Source organism: Lawsonibacter sp. JLR.KK007 (assembly GCF_036941135.1).
Taxonomy (GTDB): Bacteria; Bacillota; Clostridia; order Oscillospirales; family Oscillospiraceae; genus Lawsonibacter.
In genome coordinates this window covers 734,898-756,600 of the sequence record NZ_JAYWSY010000001.1, presented here as the reverse complement: position 1 = coordinate 756,600, position 21,703 = coordinate 734,898, and the positions used below count along the sequence as shown (strand labels likewise).

Genomic DNA, 21,703 nt, shown 5'->3' with positions numbered 1-21,703 from the left:
TTAAATCTTGTCGCTCTTGCTCTTCCCCATCAGTCCGTAGGGCCGGAAGATCAGGATGACAATCAGCAGCGTGAAGGAGAACACATCACGCCAGGCAGAGGACACAAAGCCGGAAATCATGGTCTCCAGCACACCCAACAGCAGCGCGCCCACAATAGCGCCGGGCAGACTGCCCAGGCCGCCGATCACGCTGGAGATAAACGCCTTGTTGGAAATGGAGCCGAGGGTGGGATACACTGCGTACTTCAGGCCGAAAAACAGGCCCGCGCAGGCCCCCATCACCCCTGACAGGGCGAAGACGATCAGCGAGATCACGTTCACGTTGATCCCCATCAGACCGGCGGTCTTGGTGTCCACAGAGGAGGCCCGAATGGCCACGCCATACTTGGTCTTCTGGAGCAGCGTCCACAGCAGGGCCAGCAGGATAATGGCCACTGTGGCGGAGCACAGGTCCAGCTTGGCGATGGTAACGCCGCCGATCTTGATGACGCCGGAGAGAAAGGGGACGCTCAGCGGGCGCACGTTGGTGCTGAAAATATTGACGCACAGATAGGTCAGCATCAGGTCAACGCCCATAGCGGCGATCATCAGGAACAGACGGGAGGCGTTCTTGTTGCGCATGGGGCGGTATGCGACCAGCTCCGTCAGGACGGACAGGCACATTCCGAAGACGAGGACCACCACCACCGCCAGGGGGAGGGGGGGGGGGGGGAAATGGGGGGGGGGGGGGGGGGGGGGGGGGGGGGAGGGGGGGGGGGGGGGGGGAGGAGAGGGGGGAAGGGGGGGGGGGGGGGGGGGGGGGGGGGGGGGGGGGGAGGGGGGGGGGGGGGGGGGGGGAGGGGGGAGGGGGGGGGGGGAGGGGGGGGGGGGGGGGGGGGGAGGGGGGGGGGGGGGGAGGGGGGGGGGAGGGGGGGGAGGGGGGGTTGGGGGGGGGATGGGGTGGGGGGGGGGGGGGGGGGGGGGGGGGGGGGGGGGGGGGGGGGGTAGGGGGGGGGGGGGGGGGGGGGGGGGGGGGGGGGGGGGGGGGGTTTGGGGGGGGTGGGTTGGGGGGGTTGGGGGGTGGGGGTGGGGGGGGGGGGGGGGGGGGGGGGGGTTGGGGGGGGGGGTGGGGGGGGGGTGGGGGGGGGGGGGGGGGTTTGGGGTTGGGGGGGGGGGGGGGGTTATAATGGATTTTGTTTGGAGTTGTTGGAGTTGAGATGATATGATATTTGGGGTGGGGTAATTGTTTGATTTGTTTGAGTGGGGTTTATGTGGGGGAGGGTTTTTGATTGAGGGGGGGTAAGTAGATATGGGGGTTGAAATGGGGTTATAAGTGATAGGGTGTTTTGGAGATTTATTGGAGGAAAAGAAGGGGGGTAAGAGGGTGTTTGTGTAGGGATGATGGTTTTGTTATTTTTTTGATTAATAAGAGATGATAATGTATGGGGGGAGGGGGTATAATGATGGGAGTTAGTAGAGGTTATGAGGTAGAAAAGATGGATGTGGGTTAGGAGGGGGTAGGGAGGAAGGAAATGGATGTTAGTTATTTGGAAAATGTGAGATTTAGGAAGGTTGTGGGAGGGGTGGGGGAATGGGGGTGAGGAAGAGTGAATGAGGAAATGAATGGAATTAATTGTGGATAGGGGGGAGGAGGGTTAGATGTTAGAGGGTTGAAGATTGTGAGTGAAGGGGGGGTTATGTATAGAAGGGTATTGAGGGAAAATAGGGGAATAGAGTAGTTGTATATATGAAATTGATAATGTTGATGTAAATTAGAAGAGGATAATTGTTGAGAGAAGGTTGAGGATTATTTAATAGGAATAAAGTGGGAATGGGAGATAGTAATAGAAATAGAGAAAAAGTAAATGGAATGTATAGAAGAATTGAGTAGGAGATTTGTGAGGATAATAGGAGTAGGAAAATAAAGAATGTATGGGATTGGAGGGGTATTGATAATGGAGGAAAGTGTGATGTAGATATAATTAATGTAGATAGCAAGGAATAGGGTAAAAAGGAGGGTATTTGATGTGAGTGAAGAGGATAGTGGGAATTTGGAGGGGTGATAGGGGAATAGGATAAATTTTCATTATCGGCATAGCAGAGCTTGTTGACGATGTTCACAACCTCTTCGTTCTTGCCGGCGTTGTCGTAAGCGATCAGCTCGATCTGCTGGCCCAGCAGGCCGCCGTTGGCGTTGAGCTCCTCAATGCGGTCCTCCAGAGCGTAGTAGCCGGCCATGCCGATATAGCCGTCGGCAGAGGACATGTCGGTAAAATAGCCGATCTTGATGGTCTCGCCGGAGGCGCTGGAGGCGGGAGTGCTGGCATTGCCGCTGCCAGAGCCGTTCGCGGCAGGAGTGCTGGTGCCCCCGCCGCCGCAGGCCGCAAGCGACAATGTCATGGCAAGAGCGAGAACTGTGCATAGAACCTTCTTCATAGTTTTTCCTCCTACTTTTATTATAAATAAAATCCAAAGGGATTTTTGACTATCTCTTTATAAGTTCTTAAATGCCGCTAAGTCTTGATTTTTCAAGGGTTCGCGGCATTTTTGCTGTCGGGGGAAGCTCACATATACTCTCAAAAGTTTTTAGGTTTTTGCTCTCAAAGGTAGTACGAAAGTAGTAAAACCTCGTCCTGCCTATGCTGCCAGCCGTTCCATTTCAGCCCTTGCGGAAGCGTAGGTTGCGTGTGCGTAATAGTTCAGCGTCATGGTAATGTTGGAGTGTCCCATGATGTACTGCAACGCTTTGGGGTTCATGCCCGCATTGGCTAAGTCGGTGCAGAACGTGTGCCGGAGCGTGTGCGGCGTCATTACCTTTGGCAAGGCTTCTTCATGGCACTTGTTGTACTTCTTCACAAGAAGCCGGAACATGGTGTCGTAGTTCGGTGCCGTTTTCGGATTGCCGTCCCGGTTAAGGAATAGGAAACCGCTGTAACCGTCCACGACTATATCCTTTGCTCCTTTGCGATTGGCAAGCACACGCTTCAATGCTTCATAGACTTTCTCGCTCATGGGGATTTGCCGGACACCGCTTCCCGTTTTAGGCTTCTCGATGTAGTAGCCCGTTTCCTTGCTCCTAAGAAGCTGGTGGTCTACATTGATTGTCCTGTCCTCAAAGTCAAGGTCGGCGTCGGTCAGCCCGCAAAGCTCGGAAATCCGCAGCCCCGTCCCCAGCAGTATCACGATCTCGTCATAGTATTTCTCATAGACGCTATCGCTCTCCACAAAGGCCAGTAGGCTTTCTTCCTGCGCTGGCGTGAGAGGTACCTTTGGCACCGTCGTATCTTCCAGAACGGTGTTAAGCTGGAAGTCAAACGGATTCTTGCGTATGCAATCGTCCTGTATCGCCGTATAAAAGGCTGCTTTCAGAGAACGCTTGTCATTGCTGATAGTTCGGTAAGCTATGCCCCGATCTCTCATGCGTAAAGCCCATTCTTTCGCGTCGGACATTTTTACGCTCTCAATCGAACACGCGCCCAGCGGGTCGCTCTCCAATAGCTTCATCAGCCGTTCCTGGCTCTTTACGGTGTTGTGCCGCACATTTCCCCGGTGGCGGTTCTGCTTCGCATAGAGCTGGCAGACCGTCATTTTTTTGCCGATAGGGTCTATCCCGTCGTCAAGGTCTTTCTGGATTTCCTTTTCCTTTTCCCGTAGGGATATGTCCTCCCGTTTTCCGGCTGGGGTCTTGTCCGTAGGCACTAACTTCCATGCGTAGACGAATTGCGGTTTTCCAAAGGTATCAACGTATTTGTAAGCATATCGCCCGTCTTTCCTCTGGCTCTCTCCTGAACGCAAAATACGGTTTTTGCTGTCCCGTCTTTTCTCTGACATAATGCGCTGCTCCTTTCCAAAGACGGAAAGAGCCTTGATATGCTACACTTATTATAGCATATTCAAGGCTCTTTTGCACGTTCTTTTTCTTAAATCACGTCCAGCGTGTCGATGATTTTTTCAAACTGCTTCCGCTTGATCTGAATACGGTTGCCGTTCATAATCACCCAGCCAGAAGCGGGGTTTTCCTCTGCCAGCTTGCGCAGCTTGTTTTCCCCGATACGAAAATATTTTGACGCTTCTTCAATGGTAAGCGTGTACTTTTCCCAAATGGGAACATCGTTATTGCACATAGATAATCCCCTTTCAAAACTGTTAAAAGGTTGGAATCGAAAAAAAGGGGCTATCATCGGACGGCTGTTAGCGGCAACCTCACGGGAGTTTCACCCCTCCGACGGTCTGCCGGAGCTGTACCCATTGCCTGCGACGCTTTTAACGCTCGGACTGTGGCTATACAGGAGTATCATTATGTATTTTGCGCGTCGCGGCCTACAAGCTGCTATGCCTGTTTTCCGGCGTCGGTGTTGGTCGCTCGGCTTTTTCCCATAGGGAAAAGCGTCATGGCGCACCCGCCGCGTGGCTCGGCGCAAAAGGAACGTATCCGATTTGCCCTATGCTGCGCCGCCGTTATCTTGCGCCGCTTTCTTTTTCAAGGTGCAGCAGCAAGGCCAGAGCTGGGAGCAGCGGAAAGGGGGACGCTGCTTTTCAAATCAGGCCTTGAATGACAGGACAGCCCGCATGAGCTTTGACCTCAAGCGGTCGCGTATGTCCTCGTCTATGCCGTAGTAGCTGTTACCGCGCTCGTCGCGGAGCTTCCGCATAGACAGGGACGCTATGTAGCTGTCGTAATGATGTACGACGATCTCCATAGCTTCCGGGTCGCCCTTTGTTGCGGCTATGATTACCGGGTAAGGCAACAAGCCGCGCTCGTCCTGTTCGGTGTTACCAGTCGCTTGTGTCATAGGCGCGTTCCTCCAAATAGCGTTTTAACAGTTCAAAAGAGCTTGTCCGCCGATACTGGACTGTGCTTCTCGGAACGTCGCGGAGCTTTCCGATCTCCACGTCGCTCATGTCAAAGAAGTAGTAGAGCAATACGGCGTCCCGCTTTTCTTCCGGCAAGCTGCGCAGGGCTTCGGCAAGCAGCTTCGCGGTAATCTCCTTTCCCGCCACGCAAAAGGACTTTTCAGCTTCATCATCTGCAAAGTAGGTATCATAGGTGTAAAGCTGTTTTTCCTCTTGCGGGGACAAGTCAGAAAAACTAACCTCGCGGAGCTGCTGACGCTTCGTGTCCCTGTGGGCGTTGATGGCTTCGTTTTTCAACGTCCGCTTGCAAAAGCCGTTAAAGGCGCAACGGATTTGCCATTGGGTACGAATAGGCTCGTTCATGGTTTCACCTCCTTTCGCAACCGCGAAAGCGGGTGATGACTTCCCCTTTCGTAAGCCCTCAACACCAAGCGTTTTGAATACGCCGGAAACAAAGGCCGGATTTCTCAAAATCTTTTCGGGAAAACACAAAAATGCCCTCGTCCGCAAAATGCAGACGAGGGCAAAGGAATTGTGCGCAGCATAGATGTAGTCTGACAGTTCACCCTTTGGGGTGTGCTGTCCCCTGGCGGTGGCCGGGCTTTTTTTGATAAGTCAAAGAACATTGTACCCCAGCGATATATGTTGCGCTTCATGGCGGCTACCTCCTTTAGCCGCCGTAGGTTTGATGGGGTGACGTTATACTTTGTATTCCGACAAGGTAAAAACGGCGGCTTTGATTTCTCAAAGCCGCCGCGTTTGGGTATGCGGATATGGCTGCTGTACGACGGCTTTTTTTCTTTTGCCGTCGTGCGGCAGATAACTTCATATTTGTTAGATAGATGATTGGTGTTTTCTTGTTATGGCAGTTCGGGCCGTTCCTCCGTATGGTCGAAATGGACGTGCTCTGCGCTTATGGTAATCACAATGTCGTCGGTGCTGTATTCAGCAGCCAAAGAATTAAGGCAGGAAATCACATCATCTTTCGTCATAGTGAGCAGATCATCAAGCGTTGTGTCATTCCAAAACTTCTCTACGGCGGTAATCATGCCGCCGATACAACGATCTCGCTCTCCAACCGTCAGCGTTTCCTGATTTGCTATGTGGTACAAGAAGCGATAGCCAAAGTCGCACCACATAGGGGCTTTTTCGTTGGACTTATCCACTTTCTGCGGCAAGCTCTCTTGATAGGCCGGGGCTACCATAGGGTCGCCTGTGTAATTGCTTTGCACAAACTCACCATTTTCAGTTCCAGACAGAAATACTGTCAGTCGAATAAACGCAAGTTCTTCTTCGCTGAAACTCACTTGAAAATCATTACATAGCATATCAGCGTCAATCCGTTCCATTCGGCTAAAATCCTCGTTAGCCCATGCCAGCAACTTTGCGTTGAAATCTGCAACGCTCATGCTGGCATAGTCTGGCGTTTTCAAAGCCAGCAGGGATTGGTAGTCCTCTTTTGTACCATATTCGGATTGTCGGGTTTCCGTATTGGGGGCTGGTGTGTCGTTGTCGTTCGGGGTCCCATCCGGCGGATTTTCGCAGCGAAAAACATACTCAATCGTAATTTCCAGTTTTTCGCTCCCCCACGATTTCGTAAGCGTTGCAATCTCATTCCCGATTGCCGTTTGCATTGCGGCCTCGTCTTGCAGCTCGGCGGCAGCTTTGCCGCTCAAAAAGGCTTGGAGCCCATCGGTAATTCCCTTTTGCGCGGCGTTATACTCGCGGATCGTGAGAGTATTTTCATCTGCAATCGTGAGCGTATAACCGTATTCCAAAATTGCGCTGGTATCGGCTTCCGTTATGGCAGCACCATTAAAAGCCTTTGTCTGCCAGTTTTCATCGGTAAGCGGCATCAATGTGTAGAAAAGGAACGCGGCGGCTTCATCGGTATCTTTCATGTCTTGGAGCGCGACGCTTTGGGAAAGCCGTTCAAAGAGAGAGGTATATTCCTTTGTGTCTGTTGTAGCGCCAACCCTGTCCCGAAACTCGGCTACGGTCATTTCCTCGTAACCGTCAAATCGGAGTGCCAGCAACTTTTCGTATTCCTCGCTGGTAAAGGAACCGTCAGCCGGGAGCGTTGCCTGTGCGCGAATGGGTGCGCTGGAATTGTCAGGGGCCTGGGTGTTTCCCTGTTCTCCACAGCCTGCCAGCACACCCACGATCAGCAGAGCAGCGAGAACGAGTGATAGGTATTTTTTCATTGATAAATGCTCCTTTCTGTTACCCTTTCCGGGTACAGCTTTATCATACCGACCCAGCTTGAATTGAGTTTGTATTGAATATGTTTTTTATGTGGAGATGGAAAAGGGCGGCAAGCCTTTCGCTCACCGCCCGTTGAGGTCTGATATTTCTAAAATTGTACTGATACCTTTACGCCCTGTGCTGTGTTTTCGATTTTGATTGCCGCTCCATGAAGATCAAGGATTGTCTTGACAATATATAGGCCCAAACCCGTGCCGCCTGTCTGTCGGTTTCTTGACTGATCTACACGATAAAACGCCTCAAACAATTTTGGAATATCCTCGTCAGGGATATGTACCCCTGTATTCTCAATCGTCAAATGCGCTTTTTCATCGGCCTGCCATACATTAACCATTATTCGTTCCCCCGCTGGGGAATATGCGGCGGCGTTCCCCAAAAGGTTGTCCACCACTTTTTGAAGAAGCTGCAAATCGCCTGAAATGCAGACCTCCGGGGATATATCTTTTTCAACCGTTAATTCCCGCTGCATAAACAAATCTTCATTTGCTATCAGACGGTCTTGGATTAGTTTGTCAAAATGAATGGGCGAGGGATTGAACGCATACCCCGGTGTGTCCAGACGGGATATTGTCAAAAGCTCCTGTACCATTTTCTCCAAGTTATCCGTTACTTCCAGAGATTGTGCAAGATAGGTTTCCCTGTCCTTATAGCGTCCCACCTGATAAAGCATACCTTGTAGCTGGCCTTTGATAATAGTAATAGGTGTTTTTAGTTCGTGGGAAGCCGCCGAAAAAAACTCTACCCGCTGGCGTTCAAGCTGCCGCTCCATATCAATATCCGCTTGCAGTTTTTGGTTGGCTTCCTGCAAATCCGAGAGCGCAGCGCCGAGCTTTTGGGAAAGTGTATTCAGACTGATCGACAGAACGCCTATTTCATCAGTACGGGTCGTGCTGCATAGGCCGCTAAAATCCATATCGGCCATTTGCTTTGATAGCCTACTTACTTTCTTGATTGGCGCTGTCATATACCATGAATAGAAAAAGGCAGCGATTACCGATACCACCAAGACAACAATTCCCAGTATGGGAAGTGACTTTTGGAGTGCTTCTACTACTTGACTTTCTTTGCCTGCGTTTTTAGCAATCAACAGGCTATATTCCTCTCCTCCATCGAGTAAAGAAACAGCGTATGGCTTGGATAGATCACCGCTCTTAAAATCTTCAACCTTTCTGCCTGTAATGGTATCAAGATGTGGTAAAGTCACTTCTTCGCCAGAGCTGTTGAAAATCCGAATGATAAATTCGCCGTCAAATCGGTCTGCAAGCATATCATCGTAGTTTGGAAGAAAAAACGGTACTTCATCTTGCGGAATATTGGACAGCTCCGTAGCAAATAATTCCGCTAATTCCTCTGCTTCGGCTAATTCGTGAGAGTACACATAGGGAGCAAAACGGGCGATACATAAGTAAGTTACGCTGCAACAAGCAGCCACAAGTAGCAGAGTGATAAAAAACACCTTGACCGACAGCTTGCTTCTAATTTTCCTTATCAATTCTATATCCCACCCCTCTAATCGTTTCTATGTAGTCTGCGGCACCGAGTTTTTTTCGTAAGTTTTTGATATGCGTGTCAATAATCCGTTCTTCTCCGAAAAACTCATACTTCCAAAGTGTTTGCAAAAGGTTTTGCCGCGTCAAAATCCTGCCTTGGTGCATTATCAGCTCCCGCAGGATTTCAAACTCGCGGGGTGTGAGGTCGATGTTTTCCTGCTGGGTATTTACCCGATACCCCTCTAAATCCAAGGTGAGGTCTTTGTAAGTGATCGTCTGCGGTTCGCCAGACTGTTTTGCGGAGCGACGCAGGACAGCGGCGATTTTCCGCAGCAATATAGGCATTGAAAAAGGCTTTGTAATATAGTCGTCCGCCTGCATATCCAAACCTTTAATTTGGTTTTCTTCTCCGTCCAATGCCGTAAGCATGATAATAGGCACATCTGACTTTTGCCGGATAACCTCACAAACACCGTAACCGTCAATTTTGGGCAGCATAATGTCAAGCAGTATCAGGTCAAAGGATTGTTCAGAATACTTTGCAAGTGCTTCCACCCCATCAGACGCTAATGCGACGCTGTGGCCTGCTTCCTCTATGAAGTCGTGTAGTAATGCCTGTATGGATAAATCGTCCTCCACAATTAAGATTTTGCTCATAGCGCACCTCCTTATGGTGATTGTAGCAGCCTAATTTGAATCTATTGTGTAGATTTGCTTTTTTTTCGCTTATCTGCTGGCTTTTCTGCGTCCTTTGGTATCAACCACACAAAGCTAAACTTTGCCACGCCCGGTATGCGATTTTCCTCGCACAGCTTTTGTACCCGCCTTTCTGAAATGCCCCATTTGCCCGCAGCTTCAGCACAAGACATATATTCCATCATTCGCCCGCCCTTTCTTTTCAGTCTATCAGTATAATTATATGCGGAGCGCCGAATAATCGCAAGACTAAAATTATGAATTATTCTAACCATCTAAGAGAACTGTGTAGACATATCCAAGCAAGAAAGGGAACAGTAAAATGTAATAGGGTGAATTAACATGGCAAAAAGACCAGTACCAAAGTTTGATTTCAAGCCTGCTGGACAGGCCATCAAGGAAGCGCGAAAGGCACATGGGGACAGCCGCAAGAAAGCCAGCGACGAAATGTTCCTGTCCCCGCGCTACCTTGTGAATGTTGAAAATAAGGGGCAGCATCCCAGCCTGCAAGTCTTTTATGAGCTTGTCACCCGTTACGGGGTGTCCGTAGACCAGCTCTTTTTCCCGGAGCAGTCCGCAGAGAAAGGCACACAGCGTCGGCAGCTCGACGCGCTGCTGGATAATATGAGCGAACAGGGATTGCGAATACTGATAGCAGCGGCAAAAGAGATTTTGGAAGTCGAAAAGGAAAACTGAACAGGCTTTGAGAAGCGTTGCAGCCATTACAGGCCGCAGCGTCTTTTCTTTTGCGCTGTTTTGGCAGATAGGGACTTTTCGTTGTAGTAGGGATTAGGGAAGAAGTTTCGTAGCAAGCATAGGAAGCGGGTACCCACTTCCGTATTTTCGCCCTCCCGCGCTGCGGCGCGTCGGTTGAAAATTGCTTGTTGGGAAGTGTCCCAAACCCTCTAAACGGAAAGGAGCGGCGGCGCATGGACGGACGGAAAAGGACGGTGCAAGTCAAGTTTCGCGTGACGGAAGCGGAACGGGATTTGATTCTGGAAAAAATGAAGCTCATACCGACAAAGAACATGGCGGCGTATCTGCGGAAGATCGCCATAGACGGCTATATCGTGCAAGTAGACCACAGCGACATAAAGGCCATGACAGCGGAGATACAGAAAATCGGTGTGAATATCAATCAGATTGCGCGGCGGGTGAACAGTACGGGCAGCGTGTACCAAGAGGACATAGACGAGCTAAAGGGGGCGTTAGATGAAATATGGCGGTTACAAAGATTAAGCCTATTAAAAGCACTCTAAGCAAGGCCCTTGACTACATCGAAAACCCGGACAAGACGGACGGGAAAATGCTGGTGTCCTCTTTCGGCTGCTCCTATGAAACGGCAGACATAGAGTTTGGCTTTACCCTGTCGCAAGCAATCCAAAAGGGCAACAATTTAGCCTTTCACCTGATACAGTCCTTTGAACCGGGGGAAACGGACGCGCAGACCGCCCATGAGATCGGGCGGCAGCTTGCCGACGCTGTTACCAAAGGCCAGCATGAATATGTTTTGACGACGCACATTGATAAAGGCCACGTCCATAACCACATTATTTTCTGCGCCGTCAATTTCGTAGACCACCGCAAGTACGTTTCCAACAAGCGGACGTACTACGGCATACGGAACATGAGCGATAAGCTGTGCCGGGAAAACGGCCTGTCCGTCGTCGTCCCCGGCAAGGGCAGCAAGGGAAAGAGCTACGCGGAGTACCAAGCGGAGAAAACGGGAACGAGCTGGAAAGGCAAGCTGAAAACCGCTGTTGACGCGCTTATCCCCCAAGTGTCCAGTTTTGAAGAATTGTTGCAGCGGTTACAGGCGGCGGGCTATGAGATAAAGCCGGGAAAATATGTGTCGTGCCGCGCACCGGGGCAGGAGCGTTTCACCCGCCTTAAAACCCTCGGCACGGACTACACAGAGGAAGCTATCAGGGAACGGATAGCCGGAAAGCGCACCCGCGCCGCCAAAGCCCCCAAGCAGCAGCAGGGCGGCGTCAGCCTGCTTATCGACATTGAGAACAGTATCAAGGCGCAGCAGAGCCGGGGCTATGAACAGTGGGCGAAAATCCATAATCTGAAACAGGCCGCAAAGACGATGAACTTCCTGACGGAACACAGGATAGAACAGTACGCGGATTTAGTCAGCCGGATAGATGAAGTGACAGCCGCCAGCGAACAGGCCGCAGCCAGCCTAAAGGACGTGGAAAGGCGGCTTGCAGATATGGCGGTGCTTATCAAGAATGTTACCACCTATCAAAAGACAAAGCCCCTCTACGACGCATACCGCAGGGCAAAGGACAAGGGGCAGTTTAAGGCAGACCACGAGCGCGGCATTATCCTCCATGAAGCGGCGGCAAGGGCGTTACAGGCCGCGCAGATCGGCAGGAAGCTCCCCAGTGTCGCCGCCCTCCAAGCGGAGTATGAAAAGCTGCAAGTCCAGAAAGAAGCCCTTTACGCCGACTATGGCAAGCTGAAAAAACAGGTCAGGGAGTACGATGTTATCCGGCAGAACATAGACAGCATTTTGCAGCGGGAACGCCAGCCGGAAAAGGAGCGGCAGACAGAGCGTGAATAATATCCCTTTTGCCAGTAGAAAGTACGGGAAAGGCGTGGTATAATAGGGCTATCAATACATACGGGGGCTTTGGCATGGGAATGCAGAACACGCCAGATATTGAAACGATACGTGCCGCCGTTGCTGGGGAAGCGTGGGCATTGGAAAAGGTGCTTGCCTGTTACGACGACGAAATTAACCGCCTTGCGACGGTAAAGGAGCGTCAGTCGGATGGGAGCATGAAAGTCGTTGTCGATGAAGATATGCGGCAGCAGCTTATCCTAAAATTGCTTGAAGCAATCCCGCAATTCCCCATTGAGGGCAAGTAGACGCAGCTTTGCCATCAATGGAAATGCCGACTTGTGGAAAAGATACAGACGCGAAGCGGGTGTATCTTTTCCACAAGTGCCACAAGAGGGCGTAGCTCTCTTGTGAAAAAAGAAAAGGAGCTTTCAAAATGGATATTAGGATTTTAACACCAGATGATTACTTGCTGATTATGGAACTGGCACCTGATGATGAAATTATGACTTCAATGTTTTTAAGTGTTGCCGCAGCCATAAAAGCCGGATTTGACGGAATTAGCTATACATACGGGGCATTTATAGATGGAATGATAGTAGGGTTTATATACGGCTTTGTCTTACCCAATAAAACGCTACTTCCGCAATACCTATATGTTGACACTAATTATCGTGGTCAAAAAATAGGAAAACGCCTTCTTGAAACATTTGAAAAAGAATCAAAATGCACTTGTTCAATAGCATATTTTGAAAAAGGGCTATGCAAATATTATGCAGAGCAAGGCTATATTATAGGTAACTCTGTCGTTGCCCTTAAAGAATTATCGTACAACCCGAACGAGAAATAACAAAGGCGGGGCGCGGCAGCCAAGTATGGCCACCGCGCCCCGCCTTATATGTGGGTGCAGCTCTTATGTGCCTGTTACGCAGTAGAAGCCCATTTTAGAGGGCTTGAATGTAATTCCCTTGCTTCCTAAAAAACACGCCCGGAAAGCCGCATAAAATGGGGCTTATTTTGCCCCTACCGCGTAACATGGGAGCGTCGTTTCCTCATGCGCTCGGCGGCTTGCTTCCGGGTGATACGCTTCCGGCAATCGGGGCAGTATTTCACGCTGTTGGAGCTGGAAGCAAAGGCCGCGCCGCATACGGTACAGCGGCGCAAGTCCTCCCGCTGGTACAGCTCGGCTTGCAGCTCCCTATCGTCCGGCAGGACGGCGGCACGAAACCACTTGCACAGCAGCGAATAGGAAATAAGCTGCGGACAGACGCACGTTTCCCCGTCGTCCAACAACAGGCAATTCCCGTTGTCGTAGTTACAGCAGGATTTTTTCACAAGGGCGTTGACTTTCCGGCTTTGCTGCGGCGTCAGCCGTTTCAGCCCGTTCATTCGTCGTTTGCGGCGAAAACGGCAAGCCCCGCAAACTCCGCTTCGGTCAGGGCGTCGATCTTCTGCAAGGCGCGTACCGCCAGCTCTTGCATATCCCCGTCCATGAACGGCAGGGCGGCGTTGACGCGCTCGAACAGCTCCCGCTTGTTGCCTGTATTGTAAATGCTCAAAAGGTTTTCTTCCTCAACGGTCAATCGAATCATGTTCATACCTCCATTTCGTGTTTCTTCGATTTCGCCGCCGCCTTTTTCGGGGCGGCTGTTTTCTTGTCTGCGGCAAGCTGCGCCCGGATAGAGGGGCGGGGCTTACGGATTTCCCTGTCCCGGTTCTCGTCCTTGCCGATCAGCGCATACGTCCCATGTCTGCCCTCAATTTTGGAAAAGGAAAGGGTCTTATAAGGCAGCATGGAGAAAAGACGGTCGGTGTCCTTTGTAGACGCAAGCTGCATAAACGCCGGGGCGATCTCCACCATGAAATGCGTCTTGTTGGGGCTGTTCAGCCTGTCCAGCCCTTTCATGCGCTCCACAATGCGCCGCGCTTCATGCTCAATCAAACCATCGTGCAGCGCGGCGACGTGGGCTTTGAAGTCCCCCGGCGTCAGGGCGTCCCGGCTGTGCTTCTCCGCTTGCAGCACTTCGCGGAGTGCTGCGGGGTCGTTCGGCAGCGTTTCATAGCGCAGATACTTTCCAAGGCGCGGGTCGGGGGAAGCGTCGAAAAACTCCCTTGTGTCAGCGCCAATGATAAAATGAAAGAAAACGCCGAGGAAAAAATGTAGTTTTGTGGCGGAGGTGAAGGAAAAAAGATAGACTCCCAATCAGGGCGAAAAAGAGCCCGGAAAGGGAGTCAGGAAATGAAAGGAGTACAGTGGATGGATATCCGAAGCGACAGACAAAAAGGGCTGAGCTATGTGGAGCTGGGCCGGAAGTACCACATGGACCCACGAACAGCAAAGCGGTACGCGGAATCGCCGCAGAAGCCGGAGTACACATTGAGCGAACCCAAGCCAACAAAGATGGACCCGTACAAGCAGATCGTGGACGAGTGGCTGGAGGAGGCGCCGTATTCAGCGCTGCGGATCCTGGAGAAGCTGCGGGAGATGGGATTTGACGGGGGCTACAGCATCGTCAAGGCGTATGTGAGCAGCCGGAAGATGGACTTGAATGAGAAAGCAACAGTGCGGTTTGAGACGATGCCGGGGAAGCAGGGGCAGATGGACTGGGGATTCTTCGAGGATCACCTGGTGTACGAGGATGGAAAGTGGAAGAAACTGTACTGCTTTCTCATGATTCTAGGGTATTCGCGGATGCGGTACATCGAGTTTGTAACGGATATGAGCACAAACACACTGATACGGTGCCACCAGAACGCATTCCGGTACTTTGGAGGATACCCAGAGGAGATTCTATATGACAATATGAAGCAGGTAGTGATCAAACGGCTTTTGAAGCAGGAGGACTCCACACTGAACCGGCAGTTTGAGGATTTTGCGGGATTCTACGGATTCAAACCCATTCTGTGCCGGCCCTACCGTGGCCAGACGAAAGGAAAAGTGGAGCGGACGGTGCAGTTTGTGCGGGACAACTTCATGGTCGGAATCAAGTACAACAGCCTGGCAGACCTGAACGGACAGGCCCTGGCCTGGTGCAACAAGGTCAATGGCAAGGTTCACGCCACCACCAACGAGATTCCCTTTGAGCGGCTGAAAAAAGAGGGCCTGAGCCCTCTCTCCCGTGAGTACATCATCGACAAAATCAACCTGAGGCGGGTACAAAAAGACTGCCTCATCTCGTACGCCGGCAATCAGTACTCCGTGCCAGCGGAGTACATCGGCAAAGATGTGGCAGTCGTAGCCCTCGACAGTATGCTGGCAGCCTACTATGAAGGCAAGCAGATCGCTCTGCACCGAATATCGTATCAAAGGAAGGACATGGTTGTCAATCCTCAGCATTACCGAAGGCTTACGTTGAAGCAGACGATGGACGCAGAAAATGTTCTGCTGGAACAGGGCAAAGTGATAGATTTCCCCTTGAAGCCCTCCGATTTGTCCAGATATGACGAGGTGCTGTATGACTGAATTTACTATGGACAGGCTGAGGGAAAACCTGGAAGCCCTGAAAATGAAAAACACCCTGGAGATTCTGGATAACTACCTGGAACGGGCCGTGGCTGAAAACCTCAACATTGTGGAGGTTTTGGATCACATTTTTTCAGAAGAAGCCAAATCCAAACGGAGACGGGCCTATGAGAAGCAGATCCAGATGTCCGGCTTTCCCATCAAGAAGACCCTGGACGATTTCGATTTCTCCTTCCAGCCCTCCATCGACAAGCGCCAGATCGATGAGTTAGCTACCATGCGCTTCCTGGAAAACGGGGAGAATGTGGTCTTCCTTGGCCCGCCCGGCGTGGGCAAGACCCATCTGGCCTCCGCTCTGGGCCTTGTGGCGGCACAGCACCGCTTTTCCACCTACTACATCAACTGCCATCAGCTTATTGAGCAGCTCAAGAAGGCCCATTTTGAGAACCGTCTGCCAGACAAGCTCAAGGTTCTCGCCAAGTACAGGATGCTCATCATTGACGAGATCGGCTACCTCCCCATGGACATCCAGGGCGCAAACCTGTTCTTCCAGCTGATTGCCAGAAGGTATGAAAAAACGTCTACCGTCTTTACCTCCAACAAGACCTTCTCCCAGTGGAACGAGGTCTTTGCCGACGTCACCATCGCCTCCGCCATCCTGGACCGCGTCCTGCATCACTGCACTGTCATTAACATCAAGGGCGAGTCTTACCGCCTGAAAGAACGCAAGGAATTTATGCGCCAGAAGCAGCAAATCGTGAACACTCTTTTTGAGCAAGGAAACGCTTGATTTTGTCCCCCCTTACCGCCGAAAAACTACAAAATTTCTTCGGCGTTTTCTTACAATTTCAAATTGGCGTTGACACCTTGCGGGCTGCTCCCTGTCCCCGTAGGCATAGGTCAGGCGCACCATGTCGGCGGGAACCGCCTGCTCCTTGACGCGCTGGTAGTGCTGCGCATAGTCCAGCTCATACAGATTGCCCCGGATTTTCCCGTCCTCCACGCCTGTAAGCTCAATGGCATAGGCCAGAATCCTGTCGCGGGTCTGCTCCTTGTGGAAACGCCAGGTATTGTGCGGCCCTGTGTCCTTTAGGAAAACGTCGCGCTCCCTAAAGCAATACGTCCCCGACGGGCGGGAGAGCCAGAGAAGCGTTTTGTCCGCTGCGTCAGGGCTTGCCGCCGCCTTTGCGATAACCTCCTTGTCAATCTCCAAATCGCTTTGGTAAAAGCCTGTATTTTGCCGCATAAGGGCATTGAGGGACGCGAACACGTCCACATTATCAAACCTTTGCATGGGTCAACTCCTTTCCAAGTCCTGCGACTTCGTTTTTGCCGCCGTCTTTTTCTGCGCCGCCCGTTCCTTATCGGCTTTGAGCTGCGCCCGGATAGAGGGCTTCTTTTCCGGCATCCTGCCGCCGCGCTCCGAATCGGCCTTGATTGCGTCGGCAAGGTCAAGCAAGGAAATCTGTTCCCCAGCCTGTACCTTTGCTTCCAACTCGTCAACGGTGGGCGGGGGCGGGGTATTGTTGATGATACCGTCAAAGCTGTTGTCGTTCTGCTCTACGGCGTCCTCAATGTGCTTTATGGGGCTTTCCGGCTGCGTGGCGGCAACGGCAAACGCCCGTGTGCCATTCCCCATGATGAAATACTTTCCGTCCTCCGATTGGTGGTGAAAGCCATATCCGGCGGCTTCCATCTGTTCGCGGGTCATATCGGTAACATGGAAGCTGCCCCGGGGCGTCCTGATTTGCTCCCCCGTCATACGGGCGTCGGGGGTAAGCTCCTGCTGCTCCCGCAAAAACTCCGGCACCTGCTGATAGCCGATACTGTCAACATAGTGGGCGGTGTCCTGTCCGGCCTGATGAAGCACTACCACGTCGGAAACGGAAAGGCTGTGTCCCTTAAAGTCTGCGGGGTGGTCGATGTTGAAGCAGGTGAAAATATCGTCCAGCGACATATCCGGCGCAAGGGGCGCGGTATAGATCAGGTCATAATTCGCCGGGTCAACGGCAAGCCCCGCCGCCTGCAAGCGGTCGTAAGGCTCAAAACGGAAATCCCGCGTTTCGTCCCCGCGCTTTAGCTGGTAGATGGAAAAGGTGTCCTGCGTTTGCGGCTGGGCCTGCTCCGGCGCGGGGGCTTCGGCGGCGGGCTGCTCCTGCGGGGTCTGTACCGCCTGTTGCTTCTGCGCCCGGATATGCGCCCGCTGTAACTCGGTGGGCTTCTCGCCAGTAATGGGCGCAATGGCTTTCACATAATCCGCTGCGTAGTAGGCGTTTGTGGTAAGCTGCCGCTGCCATGCCCCCTCTTTGGGCGACCAGCGGAAGCCGTTGTGTTTCAGTTCTTCCCTTGTTGCTTCGTCGGGCTTGCCGTCAAAGAAGATTTGCAGACGGTTAGCGTCGGTATTCGCTTCCACCTTGCCGCCGTCAAACTCCCAGCCTACAAAGCCGATTGTCTTTTGCTGTGTGAGGGAAGCAATGCGGGTTTTCAAGCGGCGTATTTCTGCGCTGTTGTTGGATAAAGCCCACGAGGGGTAGGGTACGCGGTCATAGGAAGCCATGCCAGCCACCAGTTTTTGCCCCTGTTCCGGCGAAAGGCCGGGGCAGCCGTCAAGTGTCTTGTGCTTGCGGAAATAGGCGTTTACCGCTTTCATTTTCTCCTGCAACTTTTCCAAGCCCACCAGTTTGCTTTCCAGTTTGGGGACAGCCTGCGGGTCGTCCGCGCTGATACCGCCCATACCCGTACTGCGGATTTTATCAAGTAAGCCTTGAATATCCCGCCATTCCTCCATATTCCTATCCCGCGCCGCGTTCTGCTTTTCTTTCTGCCTAACCGGGAAATTAGAACCGCCAGTAATCAGAATAGAGGGTACGCGGGCTTCAATGGCATAGCTGGCATTTAAGTTTGCCGCCAGCTTCCGGGCATAGGTATCAAGCAGACTGTCTATTTTCTCATGGTACATCGGGTCTACCCGCGCTTTTTGACGCTCCGCGATCTGTATGGCTTCGTCAATGTAACTGCGGTAAGCTGCCGTCGCGCTGCCCGGTTTGTAGCTATCAAAGCTATTCATTTCCTTTGCGCGTCGGGCGGCGGCTTCGTTAATGGGATAATAGGTAACGGACGCTTCCGGCTTCGCTGCGGCCTGCTCCGGCGTGGGGGCTTCGGCGGCAGGGGCGTCCTGTTTCACAAGATTTCCGTCCCGGTAAGCGTAGCCCTGTGTAGCAATCGTTTCCAGCGTTTCAGCCGTAACCTCTCCGGCGGTCTGTATGTCCGCGTCGATCAGCATTTGTAGCGTGGCCTTTACCTCGCTGGAAAGCTCCTGCTGCTGTTCAGGGGGCAGTTTATCAAAGACAGGGGTTTCCGGCTCCTGCGGCTGTCCCTCGGCGGCGGGGTAAGGCTCGTAGCCTTTGGCGGCGTATTCCTCGACGGTCATTCCTGCGGCGGCGGCTTCCTGCGCGATTTCCTCCCTGACGTGTTCCTTGTACGCCTGAAGCTCCGGGTCAAAGTCGGCAAGCCGTGGCGCGGGCGGCAATTCATAGTCGCCGCTGTTGAGCTTCCCCCGGCACTCGGCAACATAGGCTTGTACGGCGGTGTGATAGGCCGTTTCGGGCGGGGTCAGGCTATCGCCGCTTTGCATTGCGGCGGTAGCGGCCTGCTCCATCTCGGAAAGGGCGCAATGGAGTTTCAGATAGGGGACAAACTCATGCAGCAGCATAGCCCGCTGTTCCTTGTCCGCTTCCAAGGCTTCCTTGCCCTCGGTGTGCAGCAAGTGGTTTTCCCAATCCGCGTTGTTCTCATAGTGGGCGTGGTATTTTTCGATATGGTCTATCAGGCTCCCGTCGCCGTCGCCCAAATCCTGCCGCCCCTCGTAGTGGTCGGCTTCGCCGTCAAAGACGCAATCAATGGCAAACTTCGTCTTGTCATAGCCGGGGCTTGCAAGCTCCGCTTCGTCAAGGGAAGCAAAAAGGGCGTTTGCGCGGGAAAGGGGCATGGTTTCTCCCTCCCGCAGCCCCGCGCTCTCGCTCCAAATAATCGTAACGGTAGGCTCGGCGGCAAGGTCGGGGGCCGCTTCCTGCGGCGGTTTGTCCTGCTCCGGCAAATACGCGGCTACATCGTCGGACGGCTCCCCCGGATTATCCGGCAAATTGTCCGGGGTGGCTGGCTCACTCCATTGCTCAAAACCGGGCTGCGGCTGCTCCTGCTGGGCGGCCTGCTCCCGCGCCTGTTGCAGCTCCGCAAAGTGTCCGTCAATGCTGTCTATGATCTCGGCGGCGGTGGTGCGGATTGTTTCAAGGGACGCTTTCAGCTCCGCAAGCTCCCGCCCGCTGCTCCACCCGGCGACGTAGCCAAAGGAATAGTCCGACGTATCAAGCCCGTAGTGCTGGCAGACGGTGTACGCCACGCTTTCGGCCTGTACCTCCCTTGTGCGGCGGTCTGGCCTGTCCGCTAAATCCTCTTTCGGGGCGTTCAAGTCAATGTCATGCAGCTTTGCGTGAGCGATCTCATGGATAGCGGTTTTAAGGGTCTGTAATTCGCTCATGCCCTCTTGAATGGCAATCCGTTTTTCTTCCAGATGGTAATAGCCGTGAGATTTGCCCTCGATGTTTTCAAAGCCAACGGGGACGGGTGAGGTCTGTTCCAGCGCGGCGAAAAAATCATTGTAGCGGTCAACGTCCCCCGTCAGCTCGTCCACCGCAATGTCGGGCAGCTCCCGCCCCTCGGTCTGCGAAACATCAAAGACAGATACCACCTTGTAGGCGGGGACGGTGATTTCCTGTTCCTCGGTGACGGGCTTCCCGTCCTTGCCGATGATGGGTTTCCGCATCTGCGGGTCTAACTTCTCCACTTCCCGCTTGACCTTGTAGGGGGACGGCGCAAAGATTTTAATGCCCTTTTCACCCCGCTTGACATTGCGCCCGTGGGTGTTCTTCCATGTATTGAAGCCCGCCACAAGGGAAGCGTCGGGGGCTTGCATGGCAATCAAGAGCGTATTCCGAAAGCTGTAATTATGGAACTTCGACATAACGCGCAGATAGTCCTTATAGCGTTCACTGTCGAACAGCTCCGCAATGCCCTGTTCCAGACGGTCGGTAATCTCCTTTATCTTCTCGGTGGGCTTCTCGGAAGTCAGGACGATAGGGACGACGGGGCGCGGCTGCGGGGGTTCGGCGGTCAGCGTCGCGGCCTGCCCTGTGCTGATAGCGTCAAAGTCCGCTTTCTCCGGGTCAGGACGCGCCGGGGGCTGGGGATAGCTCATAATGCGGTATTCCTCCGGCACGTCCCGTCCCTCGTAGTGACGCTCCCATTTGTCGCCGCTTTCCACGATATAGCCATAGGGGGTGAAGCTGCCGCGCTCCTGCTCGGCGGCATTGCGCCCAAAGGCCGCAAGGTCAATGCCCTTTTTCCATTCTTCGGGCATATCCACCATGCCGGATTTGTTCAAGTAGTAGTCACCCAAATCCCGCACCGTCTGTACTCCGGGGATATGCACGAAAAAGTCAGGGTTATAGGTGTAGTCGATGATCTGCCCGATGTTCTCAAAGCCCTTTTTCCGCTGGGCTGCGGCGTTCAGCGCGTCAAGGTCAGCGGGGGTAAGGGCTTCCAGACGCGCCGCAAGGAAATTCAGCTCGTCAATCCCGGCGGCGCGTACCATGTCATAGGGTAGCGCAAGGGGCTTATCTATGGGGTAAGAATACCCGTTGATGAAAAAATCCTGCGGATTGTCGGCGGTGATACCGACGCTCTGCATAGCCGCGTGAAGCTGCTCCACCGTCGCTGGCATGGAGAGCCACGCGCTACTTAATTCTCCCGCTTCAAAGCGGCTGCGGTTGTCAATTAAGATAGAAAAAATTTCGCTCAATCGTTCGCTCCTTTCTTCGCTCATCATGCGGTGCATAAGCTCGTAATCCTCCGCGCTCATGCTGCCGTCAAATACATAGGGGTCAAAGTCCCCCTCCCGGTAGGGCTTTTCCGAAAACGGAAGTCCTGCGGCGTGGGCGGCTTCCCTCGCTTCCTCGATCTGCTCCGGCGATAATGCGTTGTCGTGGGCTTCGATAAAGTCAGCGATATTGTTATAGCCGTTCTCATAGTGGCGGCGCACTCCGGCGGTCAGCTCGGTAAGGTTCATGTCCTCGCCCAAGTAGCCGCAGTAATAGCCGTTCAAAACAACGGCGGCGGGGTCGGTCTGCTGGATTTCCTGCAAGCGGCTCCTGTCCTCCGGCGTAAGGGTGTCGTCCATTTCAAGATAGAGATAGTCGCTGCTCCATGAACGCCCCTCCCGCCAGAACGCTATCCACGCAATGCCCGCCCGCAATTCGTCCTGATAAACCTTTACGGCGTCCCGTAAACTCGCCATAGCGTTCCTCCTTTCCGCATAAGGGTTTGGGA

The 21,703-nt window shown here is 53.0% G+C and carries 20 protein-coding genes and 1 pseudogene; 7 read left to right on the top strand and 14 right to left on the bottom strand.

Annotated elements, in window-relative coordinates:
• From VV088_RS04325 to VV088_RS04285, 9 genes are all read right to left on the bottom strand, one after another.
• Window positions 1-687 (bottom strand): branched-chain amino acid ABC transporter permease, encoded by a 687-nt coding sequence (locus VV088_RS04325; protein ID WP_334599551.1) that lies wholly within the window; start codon window positions 685-687, stop codon window positions 1-3.
• 987 nt (window positions 688-1,674) lie between these two features.
• Window positions 1,675-2,415, bottom strand: coding sequence for an ABC transporter substrate-binding protein (locus VV088_RS04320; RefSeq protein WP_334599550.1), 741 nt, complete (start codon window positions 2,413-2,415; stop codon window positions 1,675-1,677).
• Window positions 2,416-2,616: 201 nt separating this feature from the next.
• Window positions 2,617-3,810: a tyrosine-type recombinase/integrase gene (locus VV088_RS04315; RefSeq protein WP_334599549.1), complete on the bottom strand. Its 1,194-nt coding sequence runs from the start codon at window positions 3,808-3,810 to the stop codon at window positions 2,617-2,619.
• A gap of 89 nt (window positions 3,811-3,899) precedes the next feature.
• Window positions 3,900-4,103 (bottom strand): excisionase, encoded by a 204-nt coding sequence (locus VV088_RS04310; RefSeq protein WP_334599547.1) that lies wholly within the window; start codon window positions 4,101-4,103, stop codon window positions 3,900-3,902.
• 417 nt (window positions 4,104-4,520) lie between these two features.
• Window positions 4,521-4,772, bottom strand: a complete 252-nt coding sequence (locus VV088_RS04305) for a helix-turn-helix domain-containing protein (RefSeq protein ID WP_160238216.1) — start codon at window positions 4,770-4,772, stop codon at window positions 4,521-4,523.
• A complete protein-coding gene (locus VV088_RS04300; protein ID WP_160238217.1) occupies window positions 4,753-5,196 on the bottom strand; it encodes an RNA polymerase sigma factor in 444 nt (147 codons plus the stop codon). The genes VV088_RS04305 and VV088_RS04300 overlap by 20 nt, the downstream gene beginning before the upstream one ends.
• 497 nt (window positions 5,197-5,693) lie before the next feature.
• On the bottom strand, window positions 5,694-7,037 hold the full coding sequence (locus VV088_RS04295) for an LptM family lipoprotein (protein WP_334599546.1): 1,344 nt from the start codon (window positions 7,035-7,037) through the stop codon (window positions 5,694-5,696).
• A 149-nt stretch (window positions 7,038-7,186) separates the two neighbouring features.
• Complete coding sequence (locus tag VV088_RS04290) at window positions 7,187-8,590, bottom strand: sensor histidine kinase (RefSeq protein ID WP_334599545.1); 1,404 nt, start codon at window positions 8,588-8,590, stop codon at window positions 7,187-7,189.
• On the bottom strand, window positions 8,574-9,245 hold the full coding sequence (locus VV088_RS04285; protein WP_334599544.1) for a response regulator transcription factor: 672 nt from the start codon (window positions 9,243-9,245) through the stop codon (window positions 8,574-8,576). The genes VV088_RS04290 and VV088_RS04285 overlap by 17 nt, the downstream gene beginning before the upstream one ends.
• A gap of 381 nt (window positions 9,246-9,626) precedes the next feature.
• Between VV088_RS04285 and VV088_RS04275 the strand changes: the two genes are divergently transcribed.
• The 5 genes from VV088_RS04275 (at window position 9,627) to VV088_RS04255 (ending at window position 12,706) form a co-directional block, all read left to right on the top strand.
• A complete protein-coding gene (locus tag VV088_RS04275; RefSeq protein ID WP_326210262.1) occupies window positions 9,627-9,980 on the top strand; it encodes a helix-turn-helix transcriptional regulator in 354 nt (117 codons plus the stop codon).
• 233 nt (window positions 9,981-10,213) lie between these two features.
• Window positions 10,214-10,543 (top strand): MobC family plasmid mobilization relaxosome protein, encoded by a 330-nt coding sequence (locus tag VV088_RS04270; RefSeq protein ID WP_160234915.1) that lies wholly within the window; start codon window positions 10,214-10,216, stop codon window positions 10,541-10,543.
• Complete coding sequence (locus tag VV088_RS04265; protein WP_334599542.1) at window positions 10,504-11,856, top strand: relaxase/mobilization nuclease domain-containing protein; 1,353 nt, start codon at window positions 10,504-10,506, stop codon at window positions 11,854-11,856. Before VV088_RS04270 ends, VV088_RS04265 begins: the two co-directional genes overlap by 40 nt.
• A 74-nt stretch (window positions 11,857-11,930) precedes the next feature.
• Window positions 11,931-12,164, top strand: a complete 234-nt coding sequence (locus VV088_RS04260; protein WP_334599541.1) for a helix-turn-helix domain-containing protein — start codon at window positions 11,931-11,933, stop codon at window positions 12,162-12,164.
• Window positions 12,165-12,292: 128 nt separating this feature from the next.
• Entirely contained in the window at window positions 12,293-12,706 is a 414-nt protein-coding gene (locus VV088_RS04255; protein WP_334599540.1) for a GNAT family N-acetyltransferase, read from the top strand.
• 173 nt (window positions 12,707-12,879) lie between these two features.
• Here VV088_RS04255 and VV088_RS04250 read toward each other — a convergent pair whose 3' ends face one another.
• The 3 genes from VV088_RS04250 to VV088_RS04240 are packed head-to-tail and all read right to left on the bottom strand — an operon-like array spanning window position 12,880 to window position 13,879.
• A complete protein-coding gene (locus VV088_RS04250; RefSeq protein ID WP_334599539.1) occupies window positions 12,880-13,245 on the bottom strand; it encodes a cysteine-rich VLP domain-containing protein in 366 nt (121 codons plus the stop codon).
• Window positions 13,242-13,448 carry a transposon-transfer assisting family protein gene (locus tag VV088_RS04245; protein WP_334599538.1) on the bottom strand — a complete coding sequence of 69 codons (207 nt, stop codon included), beginning with the start codon at window positions 13,446-13,448 and terminating at the stop codon, window positions 13,242-13,244. Before VV088_RS04245 ends, VV088_RS04250 begins: the two co-directional genes overlap by 4 nt.
• Before the next feature lie 2 nt (window positions 13,449-13,450).
• On the bottom strand, window positions 13,451-13,879 hold the full coding sequence (locus VV088_RS04240; protein WP_442913108.1) for a hypothetical protein: 429 nt from the start codon (window positions 13,877-13,879) through the stop codon (window positions 13,451-13,453).
• A gap of 216 nt (window positions 13,880-14,095) precedes the next feature.
• On the opposite strand from VV088_RS04240, the gene istA reads away from it, so the two are divergent.
• Both istA and istB read left to right on the top strand, forming a co-directional pair.
• The gene (gene istA, locus VV088_RS04235) at window positions 14,096-15,319 is read left to right on the top strand and encodes an IS21 family transposase (RefSeq protein ID WP_334599537.1); all 1,224 of its coding nucleotides are present in this window, start codon (window positions 14,096-14,098) and stop codon (window positions 15,317-15,319) included.
• Entirely contained in the window at window positions 15,312-16,109 is a 798-nt protein-coding gene (gene istB, locus VV088_RS04230) for an IS21-like element helper ATPase IstB (protein ID WP_334599536.1), read from the top strand. Before istA ends, istB begins: the two co-directional genes overlap by 8 nt.
• A gap of 12 nt (window positions 16,110-16,121) precedes the next feature.
• On the opposite strand, the gene VV088_RS04225 is transcribed toward istB, so the two are convergent.
• Both VV088_RS04225 and VV088_RS22695 read right to left on the bottom strand, forming a co-directional pair.
• Window positions 16,122-16,613, bottom strand: coding sequence for a hypothetical protein (locus tag VV088_RS04225; protein WP_442913107.1), 492 nt, complete (start codon window positions 16,611-16,613; stop codon window positions 16,122-16,124).
• Window positions 16,614-16,616: 3 nt separating this feature from the next.
• Window positions 16,617-21,656, bottom strand: a pseudogene (locus tag VV088_RS22695) (YodL domain-containing protein); the annotation flags it as partial.
• Window positions 21,657-21,703 lie beyond the last annotated feature (47 nt).

Bases quoted from the DNA above. Each gene is read 5' to 3' on its own strand.
- VV088_RS04320 (WP_334599550.1), bottom strand. From the start codon at position 2,415: ATGAAGAAGGTTCTATGCACAGTTCTCGCTCTTGCCATGACATTGTCG.
- VV088_RS04315 (WP_334599549.1), bottom strand. From the start codon at position 3,810: ATGTCAGAGAAAAGACGGGACAGCAAAAACCGTATTTTGCGTTCAGGA.
- VV088_RS04310 (WP_334599547.1), bottom strand. From the start codon at position 4,103: ATGTGCAATAACGATGTTCCCATTTGGGAAAAGTACACGCTTACCATT.
- VV088_RS04305 (WP_160238216.1), bottom strand. From the start codon at position 4,772: ATGACACAAGCGACTGGTAACACCGAACAGGACGAGCGCGGCTTGTTG.
- VV088_RS04300 (WP_160238217.1), bottom strand. From the start codon at position 5,196: ATGAACGAGCCTATTCGTACCCAATGGCAAATCCGTTGCGCCTTTAAC.
- VV088_RS04295 (WP_334599546.1), bottom strand. From the start codon at position 7,037: ATGAAAAAATACCTATCACTCGTTCTCGCTGCTCTGCTGATCGTGGGT.
- VV088_RS04285 (WP_334599544.1), bottom strand. From the start codon at position 9,245: ATGAGCAAAATCTTAATTGTGGAGGACGATTTATCCATACAGGCATTA.
- VV088_RS04275 (WP_326210262.1), top strand. From the start codon at position 9,627: ATGGCAAAAAGACCAGTACCAAAGTTTGATTTCAAGCCTGCTGGACAG.
- VV088_RS04270 (WP_160234915.1), top strand. From the start codon at position 10,214: ATGGACGGACGGAAAAGGACGGTGCAAGTCAAGTTTCGCGTGACGGAA.
- VV088_RS04265 (WP_334599542.1), top strand. From the start codon at position 10,504: ATGGCGGTTACAAAGATTAAGCCTATTAAAAGCACTCTAAGCAAGGCC.
- VV088_RS04260 (WP_334599541.1), top strand. From the start codon at position 11,931: ATGGGAATGCAGAACACGCCAGATATTGAAACGATACGTGCCGCCGTT.
- VV088_RS04255 (WP_334599540.1), top strand. From the start codon at position 12,293: ATGGATATTAGGATTTTAACACCAGATGATTACTTGCTGATTATGGAA.
- VV088_RS04250 (WP_334599539.1), bottom strand. From the start codon at position 13,245: ATGAACGGGCTGAAACGGCTGACGCCGCAGCAAAGCCGGAAAGTCAAC.
- VV088_RS04245 (WP_334599538.1), bottom strand. From the start codon at position 13,448: ATGATTCGATTGACCGTTGAGGAAGAAAACCTTTTGAGCATTTACAAT.
- istA (WP_334599537.1), top strand. From the start codon at position 14,096: ATGAAAGGAGTACAGTGGATGGATATCCGAAGCGACAGACAAAAAGGG.
- istB (WP_334599536.1), top strand. From the start codon at position 15,312: ATGACTGAATTTACTATGGACAGGCTGAGGGAAAACCTGGAAGCCCTG.
- VV088_RS04225 (WP_442913107.1), bottom strand. From the start codon at position 16,613: ATGCAAAGGTTTGATAATGTGGACGTGTTCGCGTCCCTCAATGCCCTT.